General features: G+C 62.5%; 9 protein-coding genes. 4 read left to right on the forward strand and 5 right to left on the reverse strand.

Annotation, left to right across the window (positions count from 1 at the left end):
* Positions 1–320: 320 nt before the first annotated feature.
* The 3 genes from VIH17_08725 to VIH17_08735 all read right to left on the reverse strand — a co-directional run bounded on the left by VIH17_08725 (position 321) and on the right by VIH17_08735 (position 3,396).
* On the reverse strand, positions 321–659 hold the full coding sequence (locus VIH17_08725; protein HEY4683319.1) for a hypothetical protein: 339 nt from the start codon (positions 657–659) through the stop codon (positions 321–323).
* Between the two features lie 170 nt (positions 660–829).
* Positions 830–2,125 carry a divergent polysaccharide deacetylase family protein gene (locus VIH17_08730; GenBank protein ID HEY4683320.1) on the reverse strand — a complete coding sequence of 432 codons (1,296 nt, stop codon included), beginning with the start codon at positions 2,123–2,125 and terminating at the stop codon, positions 830–832.
* On the reverse strand, positions 2,125–3,396 hold the full coding sequence (locus VIH17_08735; GenBank protein HEY4683321.1) for a S41 family peptidase: 1,272 nt from the start codon (positions 3,394–3,396) through the stop codon (positions 2,125–2,127). Before VIH17_08735 ends, VIH17_08730 begins: the two co-directional genes overlap by 1 nt.
* A gap of 484 nt (positions 3,397–3,880) precedes the next feature.
* On the opposite strand from VIH17_08735, the gene VIH17_08740 reads away from it, so the two are divergent.
* Positions 3,881–4,618: a hypothetical protein gene (locus VIH17_08740; GenBank protein ID HEY4683322.1), complete on the forward strand. Its 738-nt coding sequence runs from the start codon at positions 3,881–3,883 to the stop codon at positions 4,616–4,618.
* Here VIH17_08740 and VIH17_08745 read toward each other — a convergent pair.
* Positions 4,615–5,991 carry a glucose-6-phosphate isomerase gene (locus VIH17_08745; GenBank protein ID HEY4683323.1) on the reverse strand — a complete coding sequence of 459 codons (1,377 nt, stop codon included), beginning with the start codon at positions 5,989–5,991 and terminating at the stop codon, positions 4,615–4,617. The two genes, VIH17_08740 and VIH17_08745, sit on opposite strands and share 4 nt — an antisense overlap.
* Positions 5,992–5,999: 8 nt before the next feature.
* Entirely contained in the window at positions 6,000–6,884 is an 885-nt protein-coding gene (locus tag VIH17_08750) for an RDD family protein (GenBank protein ID HEY4683324.1), read from the reverse strand.
* An 83-nt stretch (positions 6,885–6,967) separates the two neighbouring features.
* Between VIH17_08750 and lptD the strand changes: the two genes are divergently transcribed.
* The 3 genes from lptD to dacB all read left to right on the forward strand — a co-directional run.
* Positions 6,968–9,244, forward strand: a complete 2,277-nt coding sequence (gene lptD / locus VIH17_08755) for an LPS assembly protein LptD (GenBank protein HEY4683325.1) — start codon at positions 6,968–6,970, stop codon at positions 9,242–9,244.
* Positions 9,245–9,286: 42 nt separating this feature from the next.
* Positions 9,287–10,261 (forward strand): porphobilinogen synthase, encoded by a 975-nt coding sequence (gene hemB, locus VIH17_08760; GenBank protein HEY4683326.1) that lies wholly within the window; start codon positions 9,287–9,289, stop codon positions 10,259–10,261.
* Between the two features lie 38 nt (positions 10,262–10,299).
* A partial coding sequence (gene dacB, locus VIH17_08765; protein HEY4683327.1) for a D-alanyl-D-alanine carboxypeptidase/D-alanyl-D-alanine-endopeptidase occupies positions 10,300–11,474 on the forward strand: 1,175 nt, incomplete at its 3' end.

Consider the following 11,474-nt stretch of genomic DNA (forward strand, 5'->3'; position numbering starts at 1 on the left):
TCCGCCACGGCGGAAAGGCTCGCCCTGAAGTGAACGCTCGTGGTGAAGCACCGGGTTCGTTTTTTTCTCGACGTGCATGTCGCGCCTACTCCATTAGATGCCGTATTCCGAGGGCGGGCTTTCGCGCAACCTGCCGGAAGCCTTCGGGGTGAACCCCTCACCCCCGGCCTTTTCCCGGCCGGGTTGGCGGGCTGCGCCCCCTTGGGCAGCGCGCGGGTGGGGTTGCACCGCTGGTGGAAACGGGCTTGATAGCCAAAAAACCGCGGGAGGATCCGCACGGGAGGGCCGCACGAGGCCCCATTGATTCGACGCGAGGCGGTCTATTCGGCTTTGTGCCGGACTTCGCGGATGGCGGTGGCAAAATTTTGCCCGGCAAAGGTGAAGGCATTAACAACCCTTCCGTGCAGGGTGACGCGGGCGCCCCGCCCGGGAATGCCTCGATCGGTAATCACAAAAATGCGTCCGGTGCCGTCTTCGATTTCATAGATGCCGCGACCCAGCCCGCCGAAACCGGTCACGACGTTGGCCCGCACGACGACCTCTTTGTCCTGGTAGCGATACGGATCGGCGAGAATTTTTCCTATGGTTACCTCAGAAGGACAACCGGCCAGGAACAACGCAAGCAACACCAGCACCACCAGCGCCATTTTGTGTCTCATCAAGAAATCTCCTCCGACCTCTCTCCAAAGGATGCTGTGCCAACGCTGGTGAGATGCGCGCGCAAAACAAATGGCAGCCTCGGCGGATGCGCTGCCCGGCAACAGCTTGCCGGTCATTTGTCGCCCGGGCGAGCGCCGACGAGTCGGGGCGAGCCCGCCGTTTGAAACCCTCACCTTGAGCGCGAAGCTGAAGAAGACGTTGTATTTTTCGCCGGTGGGGACGCAGGCGCTTTCCGAGGAAGCTGCGGCAGTTGCACCAGTTCGGATGCGTACACGATGCGGAAGCCTCGTCGTTCGAGTACCGGAAGATACCGCGCGAGGGCCGCGAGCGTGCCGGGATGCGGATGACCGATGGCCAGGCCCCAGCCCGTGGCGCGCGCTTGTTTTTCAAGTTGCTTGAGCTGGCCAATGGAATACGCAACCGATGCGCCGGCACCGGGCGAGGTGCGGTCGAGAAACACGGTGCGAAAGGTTGCCGGCAGTTGAGCCCTGACGGCCGCATCGTAGGCGACCGTCTGAGGCGTGGTGCGGCTGTCCACAAAGAACAGTTTCTTTTGTTTCAGCATTCCCATGACCGCGCTCATCAGTGCCGGGTCAGCCGTCGCCCGCGAGCCCTCATGGTTGTTCACCCCGACGACGTGGGGGATGGCGGCAATCTCTTCCTCCATCGTGCGCTTCACCTCGGCCGGCGCCATCCCCGGCCGCAATTCCACTTTTTCTCGTTGGGCCTGGCTGTTGGCAGGCTCCATGGGGAGATGGAGCAAGACATCGAGGCCTTTCTGGTAGGCTCGTTCGGCGACCTCGGCGGAATGGGGTTGTCGCGGCAGGACGGCGACGGTGAGCGGATAGGGAATTTGAAAAATGGTTTCGGCGGAATTTCGGTCGGCGCCCAGATCGTCAATGACGATGGCTACGCGCGGGCCCCGTACCAGCTTGCTGGCCCCGTACCAACCAGTTGGTACGGGGCTGGTACGGGGCGGGCCGGTCCCAGCGAGAGCCGGCCGCGAGCCGTTCAGGGCTCGGGCCATTTCGATCACCGCGATATGGGTAAGCCGGCTGCGAAAACGAAATTCCAGTTTCTCGATAGCGCCCGCCGGCGGCTCGACCGGGAACCCGCTCAGCTTGCGCTCGCGGCCAACCCGCAGCAGCGATTGGCGCACAGCATCGGCGCGGGAACGATCTCTGAGCGTGATCCAGAGAATGGGGAGGGAAGGTTCGCGGGCGATTCCCGGTTGTCGCTCGACCGGCGGTGAGCCCGCCCGAGCCGAACCGTGGGCCACACGGACTTCCGCCTTTCGCCGGGCGGCTCGGTGGGCAGCTCGTTCGAGCTCAGCGGTGATGGCCTGGGTTTCTTTTTCAGAGAGCTCCCGGCGGCAGGTGGAAAAGAAAAGCGCCATCCCGCAGAGCGGGACGGCGACCAAAATCGAACGAACCCAATCGGGTGGGGCCTGCCGGCAGCGCGGCATCACATGCTTTCAGCACCCGCGCGACGCTCGACCGGAGGAACGATGGCGCGGCTTTGCCCCTCTTTGCTGCGAAACAACTCGATGGCTTTCCTCAGGATGGGATCTTCCTGGGGTGGTTCGCCGCGGAGCTCGGGCTGAGCTTGGGGAATGTTCTCATCGAGCAGGGCAACGTTGTCCTCGCTTTCTGTCTGCACGACCACGGTGGGCATTATGCCGTTTTCTTGAATCGCCTTGCCGGCCGGCGAGTAGTATTTGGCTACCGAAAGAATCAGAGCCGAGCCGTCATCGAGGGGAATGAGCTTTTGCGTGGATCCAATGCCCCAGCTCCGCTCGCCGATCGCCTCGCCGCGGCGATGGTCGAGCACCGCTGCCGCCACGATCTCGGCGGGGCCGGCGGTACCAGCGTCGATGAGAACCTCGAGCGGGTGCGGCCAGGCAACGCGGGAAGCTTCCGCCGTGAACTCCTCGCGGGGCACCGTCTGCCCGCGCCGCGAAGTGATCACGCCCTTCTCGATAAAGAGTCGAGCCACCTCGATGGCCTCATCCGGGTCGCCGGCGGCGCAGTCGCGCAGGTCGAAGATCAATTTGCGCGCGCCCGCCTTTTCGAGTTGCTGCAATTTGTTCCGCAACTCCTCGGCCCGACCCTTGTCGAGCGAAAGCACTTTCACCCGCGCCAAGTCGCTCGCCCCGCCGAGGCGGAGCTCCACGCCCATAGGCGGCGTTGGCACTTCGGCGCGGACAAGGTCCAGGGGCTGCGATTCCGAGCGACCTCGCCGGATAACCGCCATCCTCACCGGCGTCCCGGGCTGGCCGTCAAGAAGCTGCCGTGCCTGGGCAATCGACATGTCGCGGGTGGAAAAGCCCTCGACCGTCTCAATCAGTTCGCCGGTGCGGAGTCCGGCCCGAGCCGCCGGGCCACCCGGAACCACCGCTACCACGGCCAGATAGCCGAACCGCTTGGAGAAAACGGCGCCTAGCGAAGCCTTGCCGTTATGCTGCCTTTTTTGAAACTCAGTGTATTCCCGCGGGCTGAGGTAGCCGGAGTAAGGATCGAGCGACTCAAGCAGGCCGTGGAGCGCACCCACCGTCACCGTGGGCAGGCTCGGGTCGTCCACATAGTCGGTCTTGATCCGGTTCAGCACCTGGCTGAAAACCGTCAACTGCCGGTAAGCGCCTTCGTTGGCGCTCTTGCTGAGCACATGGCCCAGTACCGAATAGCTCAGGATCAATGCGGAGAGCCCAAGCACCACAAACTTGAACCGTCTGCTCATCCTCGTCTCCTAGCGAAACCCGAAAAGCGAAAATCGAGACTCGAAGGTTCCCTGCTTCAAGAGTTCCGATGACTACGACGCGAAACAGCAATTCTACCCCATCGGCTTCCGCTCGCCTAGTGCCGATTCGCTCTGTGCTGCTCCGTGAACTCCCTGCCGCTGCGGTGAGAAAGTTACGCGAAGATGCAGCCGGGAGACGCGGAGGACGCCGCGGCCCGGCGAGTGGACCGGATCGTGCCGCAGTCCTCAGTTGCTCTTCGGCGAGCGCGGTGATCCCGTCCCGAGGCTTCGGGGTTCAGGACCGCGAGAGAGCCGTTTCGAGCGCCAGTCAGCTTCGAGCTTGCGCTGTCGCTGCTCGGCCAACCGGCTGACCCGCTTGCCCAGTTTCTGGTTGAGAAAACGTCCTTTGCCCATCGGTGCTATTATAGGATGCGAAGCGCCTGGGCGGGGTCGGTTTCCGCAAACCATGAGGCGCATGAAGCCCATGAAGAGAATGATGCTTGCCCCTTTGATGCTCTTGTGGGTTGTTTCAGCGTCCCGAAGCATTCGCCCCGATATATCGGGGCAAGGGACGGCGGGCATCCGGCCACTCACCCCGTACCTGCTTGCAGGTACGGGGCTCACCGCGACGGACCTGGATACCCTCATCCAGACCGGCCGCCCGGCGCACACGCTGCAGAACCCGGCCAAGGATTTTGCCCTCATCCACTCTCGTCTCAAGGCTTACGAGCGGAAATCCCTTCTCGCCAATTTGGCGGAGATAGCGGCGAAGGGCAGCGAAGAGACCAAAGACAAAGTCGCTTTTCTCCAGGCCATGCTCGAGGAGTTGCCGAGGAACAACACCGAAAGGCTGCGCAAACGCCTTGCCTACAACAATGACATCCCCTTCTATCTGGAGGTGCTGTTCTCGCGTCACCAGGACAAGGCAACCCTGGTGGCGCTGATGAATCGGCTGGTGGAAACGGAAGGGAAAGTGACGGCGGCGATTTCCTCGGCGCTTCAGGACCTTTGCCAGTTTTATCTGCGGCCGTTTGTCCGCGTCGCCAACCTTCAACCCACCAAGGACCAGCCGCGCATCTGGGCCGAAGTGGACCGGCCGGGGCTCGAGAAGCGAATCAGGAAGCTGCCGCGGAATCGCCGCGACTCATTCTGGCAAGTTCAGGTGCGCGACGCTTTGCGCGCTCTCGATGCCGCTCGCGGCATCAAGCACGATACGCGCTAACCTTGCTTGACTCTTGCCCGGTATTCCTCGAAGCCCTTGCGTCCCATCAGGCCGTAGATGATGCGCTTGGCGAGCTCCACGCCGGGCTGATCGAAGGCATCAATGCCCCAGAGTTCCCCCATGTAGGCCGTCTGGAATGCAAGGAACTGGATCAGTTGACCGAGCGAGTAGGCGTCCACCGCCGGGAGGGTAATCGTGGCGTTGGGCCTTCGGGCGGCGGTGAGAGCGGACTCGGTGGCCGCTTTTTCCGCGCGGAAGAGTTCGCCCATCGTGTGGCCGCCAAGATAGCCGAGAGAATCGTAAGAGGAAAAAGTTTTTGGAATGGGAACCCTTGGGCCGGGCTGTTCCACGTCCCAAAAGGTGATGGTCTTGTCGCGCGGGCCTTCGACGTAAAGCTGCAACTGGCTGTGCTGGTCGGTGACCCCGAGCGCCGCCACCGGCGTCTGTCCGGCAAAAATTTCTTTGCCGCTGCGGTCCACCCGCTTGCCCAGGCTCTCGGCCCAGAGCTGCCGATGCCAGAAGGCCATTGCCCAGAGAGCGCTCGCATAAGCAAAGATGACTTGAATCGTTTTTCCGTGGCGCGTCGCCAACAGATATTGATGCAGGGCGGCCAGAAGAGCCGGATTTTGCCTGGGGTCGTCCCGCTCTGCGGGATGGCAGAGGAGCGTCATCGCGGCTGCGCCCTGGAGAAGCCGGGCGACGTCGATTCCCACAAGCGCCGCCGGCACCAGGCCCACCGGGCAAAGGATGGAATATCGCCCGCCCACGTTGGGCGGAATCTCAAAGCGTTCGTAGCCTTCCTGTTGGGCGAGCCGGAGGAGGTCGCCGCGTTCGGGGTCGGTGATCGCCACGATGCGCTCTTGGGAGCGTTTTCCCAGGGCGCTCGAGAGCCACTCGCGCACTACCAGGAATTGGGCCATGGTTTCGGCAGTGGCGCCGGACTTGGTGATGACGAGGACCAGCGTTTCCCTTGGCCGCAAGGAGGCGAGGGCAACCGCCATCGGCTGGGGATCTATGTTGTCAAGGACGATCAGCTCGGGACGGTCTTTCCGCCGGAGCGGCGGCGTGCCGTGGAGCGCGCGATCGAGCGCCAGGGGGCCCAACGCCGAACCGCCGATCCCGAGAAGGAGCACCTTCCGGTATCGGCCGCGCCAGCGGCGCGCGAACCTCTGCACCTTTGCGAGCGTGCTGCGATCCAGGGGAAGCCTGGCGAATCCCACCTCGCCGTCCCCCACGCGCTTGGCCAAAGCAGCCACGGCCGACCGCCCCCGGCCCAGCTCCGCGGCCAGCTCAGCCAGCGAGATGCCTTCGCTGCCCACGCGGTCGGCAAAGAGATTTTCAGGCCGATACTGAAGGAGTTTTTGCTTGCTCACCAGCCGGCTCATCGTCGGGAAGCTTCGGGAAGAACCGTCAAGATGGTTTGAGAAATGCGGTCGTGCCAGGTGAGCCGCTCTTCGTCCACCAGCGACCACACAAATCCGAGAAAAAGGGAACCGCCGGAAACCAGATAGCCAAAGCCTCTCCAGAGGAGCTGCCGCCGGGTGGCCGGTTCGCCCGCAAAATTGGAGGTGTCCAGCCCAACCCATCTCATACCCGGCGTGGCGCCTGCGAAACCAACAAAGAGGAAAAAATATTGCGCGTAGAGGAGATAGGCGGACACGGAAAGGATGGCGAGTTCGGTCTTGGCGAAAATCAGCCGCCCGCCCAAAAAATGAAACATCGCCAGAAAAGCCAAGCACGCCAAAGCCAGGAAAGCGGCATCCACCAAACCCGCCCGCACCCGCAGACGCATGGCCGCAACCGGCACCTGAGCCGACACCTGTTCCGCCACCGAAGATTCCGGAAAGGCCAGCCGGGGTTGATCTTCGCGGATGGTGATGCGCAGCGGCCTCGGCGGCTGCGGCGGAAGAACGAAGATGTTTCCGTTGTGGCCAGCCGGGCCGGACGCGCCACCCCCAACCCCATTCGGTGCGGGCAGAAAGGGCAGCGATTTCTGACCCTCTTCCTCCCCGACGCGCCCGCGCCGCCGGGAACGGTAGGCTTCGAAGCGAGCGGCAAGTTCTTTGCGCCAGGCGGCTTGTGGATCAAGGGGAGAGGCGAAGGGCTGGCGGCAGGCGGGACAAATCACGGCGTTTTCGTGGTGGGCGGAACCGCATTGCGAACAGGCGAGCAGCACCTTGGGCCAGACTCGACAACAGGCTTGCCTGGCATGGTAGCAAGCGCGCCCGAGCCGGGTCAACGCCGGGCAATTACTGTTGCGCCACATGAGGTCGCATGTTATTTTGGCCAAACTGTGACAGAGAGGCTCACTCCTCTCCTGAATTCTTTTCCGGCATCTCAGGCATCGGCATGAAGCTATCCTTTTGGCCAGCCCTCATCGTTGGAATTTTGCTTTTTTCGATCGCTTCCCATGCGCAAAAGCAGGCGGTGCCTCCCGCTCAAGCCGCGGGCGGCGGAGCCGTGCTGGAGATCCGGGCTGACCGGCAGCGCAAAGAAGGCCACCTGTTTTTTGCCGAGGGAAACGTCGAGCTGCGCTACGCCGGCATGAAGCTTGCCGCCGACCGCGTCACCTACAACGCGAAAACGCGCGATGCCGAGGTTCAGGGGCATGTCGTCTTTGAACGCGAGAACCAGCATCTGGAAGCAGAAAGCGCCAAGTACAACTTCGAAACGGGCCGAGGGAATTTTACGAAGGTAAAGGGAACCTTCCGCGCCGATCGCCCGTCCTCGGGAGAAGAACGAGCGGAGATCCTCACCAGTCCGAATCCATTCTATTTTGAGGCAGAGGAGGTCGAGCGCATCAGCGAAGATGCTTACGTGGTTCGCCGGGGTTGGGTGACGGTGTGTGAACCCCATCGGCCCAAGTGGACGTTCTACGCCCGGCGGGTAAGAATTCATCCGCGAGGCAAGGCGCGACTCACCCACGCTGTTTTTCGGTTTCTGAAGCTGCCCGCCCTCTATCTCCCGGTGGCGAGCGTGCCGGTGGCCCGGCTGCGGGAAAGCGGGTTCCTGCTGCCGCACTTCAGCAATTCCAACAACAAAGGGTTCATCTTCGGCGATTCGCTGTATCTTGCCCCGGCGGACTGGCTGGACTTCACGCTCGGCGCGGAACTGCTCAGCCGGCGCGGGGTGGCTCAGTGGGCTGAGGTTCGCGTCCGGCCCGGCGAGGAGAGTTTCCTGAACGCCAGCTACTTTGCCGTGAACGATCGCGGCATTACCGATCCGAGCGGCAAACGCATCCGCCAGCCCGGCCATACCGCTCACCTCGATGCGGTGACGAAATTGGCTCATGGCTTTCGGGCTGTCGCCGATATCAATCAATTGACCTCGCAGGCGTTTCGCCTCGCCTTTTCCGAAACGTTTCATGAAGCGGTGATCTCAGAGGTCAAGTCAACCGCCTTTCTCACCAACAACTCAGGCGGGCTCTACTGGAATCTCTTTGCGACCCAGTACAAAAACTTCATCAGCGTTTCGCCAGAGCAGGCGGTGATTCTCCGCTCGGCTCCCAGCTTCCAGTTCTCGAGCCCGGATCGAGCCATCCCCCGGCTGCCGGTTTACTTCTCCTGGGACGTTTCGCTTGAGGGCCTGCGCCGGCACGATCCCAATCTTGAGACTTCCGAGATGGTCCGGCGCTTCAACCTGGCACCCCGAGTAACGCTGCCGATTCGCCTGGGACATTTTTTGCAGATTGTCCCGACGCTGGGCGTTGGCCTGACGAACTATGGCGGCCGACTTGCCGGCGGCACTTTTGTCGAAAGAGGCGTGAATCGTTTTACCCGGCAAGCGGGCGTTGATATTCGCCTGCCGTCGTTCGCGCGCGTCTGGAACACCCCCGGCGGGCGGCTGGGCGACCGCATCAAGCATGTCATCGAGCCACGCATCGTTTATCGCTATGTGAATGGGGTGCGCGATTTTGCCCGCTTTATTCGCTTTGATGCGCTGGACACGCTCACCGACACGAGCGAGCTCGAATACTCCTTCACGCAGCGGTTGTTCACCCGCCTGCACTCCGAGGATTCGGTGCGCGAATGGGTCACCTGGAAGGTGGCGCAGAAGTACTATTTCGACCCAACCTTCGGCGGCGCGTTGGCGGAGGACCGGCGGAATGTCTTTGCATCGTTCACATCCCTGAGCGCGTTCTCCTTTGCCGACCGCGCCAAGCGCTTCTCGCCTGTCATTTCCGACATCCGCATTAATCCCGGCGGCCGGTTTGACGCCGAGTATCGTCTGGACTTTGAACCCCGCGAGGGCCGCGTGACGGCCTCCGGCCTGGCGGTCAACAGCCGCCCCTACAAGGAATTCTTCCTGGGCGTGGCCCATTACTCGGTCCGCAACACGGCCATCCTCGCCCCCTTTTCAAACCAGATACGCTTCCAGACGGGCTACGGCTCCATCAACCGTCGCGGGTGGAACGTTCTTTGGGGCGCCAACTACGACTTCCGCCAGAAGTTTTTCCAGAACAACGCCCTTCAGGTTAGCTATAATGGCGCTTGTTGCGGGATTGCGGTTGAGTTTCGCCGGCTGGCGCTGGGGACGATCCGCGCGGAGAATCAGCTTCGCTTGGCCTTCTCGATCGCCAACATCGGCACGTTCGGAAACGTTCGCCGCCAGGAACGGATCTTTTAGGTCGCGCCCGGCTATTCCCTCCCGGTCACCGAAGGAGTTCGCATGGCATTTCCGATCACTCGTTTGCGCCGCTTGCGCCGCACGGAAGCCTTGCGGGGGTTTGTCCGCGAGACGCGCTTGACGGCCTCACGCTTCGTCTATCCGCTCTTTGTCTGCCACGGCTCGGGCGTGCGCAAGGAGGTCTCCTCCATGCCCGGCGTCTTCAATCTTTCCGTGGACGAGCTGGTCAAGGAGTGCAAGGAGGTCGCCGGCCTCAAGATTCCGGCAGTGATCCTCTTCGGGTTGCCAAAGGAAAAAGATGCGTACGGCAAGGAGGCCTACGCGCCCGATGGCATCATCCAGCGAGCGGTGAGCGAGCTCAAGGCAAAAGTTCCGGGCCTGCTGGTGATCACCGACGTCTGCTTGTGCGAATACACGAGCCACGGCCATTGCGGCGTAGTGCGCGGCGAGGAGATTGCAAACGATCCCACACTCGAACTGCTGGCGCTGACGGCGCTCTCGCACGCGCGGGCCGGGGCGGACATCATTGCGCCTTCGGACATGATGGATGGGCGGGTGGCGGCCATTCGCAAGGCGCTCGATGGCGACGGATTTGAGAATATCCCGATTTTGTCCTACGCGGCTAAGTATGCTTCCTGCTTTTATGGCCCTTTCCGCGAGGCAGCCGGCTCGACGCCGCAGTTTGGCGACCGCCGCAGCCACCAGATGGACCCGGCGAACGTCCGCGAGGCGTTGCGGGAAGTGGCGGCCGACATTGAAGAAGGCGCGGATATGGTCATGATCAAGCCGGCTCTGCCTTATCTCGACGTGATTGCGCGGGTGCGCGAGGAGTTCCAGGTTCCGGTGGCGGCCTACCAGGTGAGCGGCGAATACTCTTGCATTGAAGCGGCGGCAAAGCTGGGCTGGATCGACCGCGAACGCGCCATGATGGAATCGCTCACCGCCATCGCTCGCGCCGGCGCGGAAATGATCCTCACTTACTTTGCCAAAGATGCCGCGCGCAAGCTTGGCTGCTGAATCCACCCCGCGCCGCTGATGCGCTATACTCACCCGGCATGCGTCGCCATCCGTCCATTTCCGTTAGCTGCTTTCCCAGACTAAAGGTTTTCCTCTGCCTCCTCTGGCTCCTCTGCTTCTCTGCCTCCTCTTCGCCCGCCCCCAAGCTTTCTGCCTCCGCCTCTCGTTTTGCCCGACGGGTGGATGCCGTCCTCAAGAAGCACCGCGCCGAGCGCGGCCACTGGGGCGTTCTGGTGGTCTCGGCCAAAGACGGCCGGACCCTATATGCTCGCAACCCGAACCAACTCTTCTCCCTCGCTTCCAATACCAAGCTCTTCACCGCCGCCGCCGCGGCGCATCTTCTGGGGCTCGAGTACCGATACCGCACGACGGTCGAAGCGCCCGCCGAAATGGATGCCGAAGGGAGGGTGGCGGGAGACCTGATCCTGGTTGGCCGGGGCGATCCGAATCTTTCCGGCCGGGCGATCCCGTATGACAAGAAAACCGAACGGCCCTTTCCGCCCACTTATGTGCTGGAGCAGATCGCCGGCCAGTTGGCGGCCAAGGGTCTAAGAAGGGTCGAGGGCGACATCGTTGCCGACGATTCCTATTTTGTTTACAACCCTTATCCGGTGCGCTGGCGTTGGGGCGATTTGACCTGGGGTTACGGCGCGCCCGTCACCGCGCTGGCCGTCAATGATAACGTCGTGTTTCTGGAAACCTTGCCCGGGGAAAAAGCGGGCGACCCGATTTTCTGGCGCTTTGAGCCGCCGACGGATTTCTATGAGGTGGTGAACCGCGCCCAAACCGCGCCCGCGCGAGCGGACGTGAAGCTGATTCTCGACCGGCAGCCGGGCAGCCGGGTGGTGAAGCTCTGGGGAAAAATTGCTCTGGGCACGCCACCCCGCGGCGTCTCTCTCGGGATCGAAGATCCAGCCCTGTACGCGGCGAGCTTGTTCCGGCAGGCGCTCGAAGCCAAAGGCATCTCGGTGAGCGGAAAGCTCCTTGCCAGGCACAACGACCGAACCGAGGCCGAGTTAGCTCGCCCCGAGGGAATCGGAGCTCTCCCGGCGGAAGCAGGGCAAGCGATTTCCCCCGAGCCCTCGCCCCGATTTGATCGGGGCGAGCCCCGTCACGTTTTGGCGGAACATGCTTCGCTTCCGCTTTTCGAATCTTTGCGGGTGATGCTCAAGGTGAGCCAGAACCTGCATGCCGAGATGCTTCTGCGCACGAT

This window comes from Candidatus Acidiferrales bacterium, from assembly GCA_036514995.1.
In the GTDB taxonomy this organism is placed as follows: Bacteria; Acidobacteriota; Terriglobia; order Acidiferrales; family DATBWB01; genus DATBWB01.

Bases quoted from the DNA above. Each gene is read 5' to 3' on its own strand.
- VIH17_08725 (HEY4683319.1), bottom strand. From the start codon at position 659: ATGAGACACAAAATGGCGCTGGTGGTGCTGGTGTTGCTTGCGTTGTTC.
- VIH17_08730 (HEY4683320.1), bottom strand. From the start codon at position 2,125: ATGCCGCGCTGCCGGCAGGCCCCACCCGATTGGGTTCGTTCGATTTTG.
- VIH17_08735 (HEY4683321.1), bottom strand. From the start codon at position 3,396: ATGAGCAGACGGTTCAAGTTTGTGGTGCTTGGGCTCTCCGCATTGATC.
- VIH17_08740 (HEY4683322.1), top strand. From the start codon at position 3,881: ATGAAGAGAATGATGCTTGCCCCTTTGATGCTCTTGTGGGTTGTTTCA.
- VIH17_08750 (HEY4683324.1), bottom strand. From the start codon at position 6,884: ATGTGGCGCAACAGTAATTGCCCGGCGTTGACCCGGCTCGGGCGCGCT.
- lptD (HEY4683325.1), top strand. From the start codon at position 6,968: ATGAAGCTATCCTTTTGGCCAGCCCTCATCGTTGGAATTTTGCTTTTT.
- hemB (HEY4683326.1), top strand. From the start codon at position 9,287: ATGGCATTTCCGATCACTCGTTTGCGCCGCTTGCGCCGCACGGAAGCC.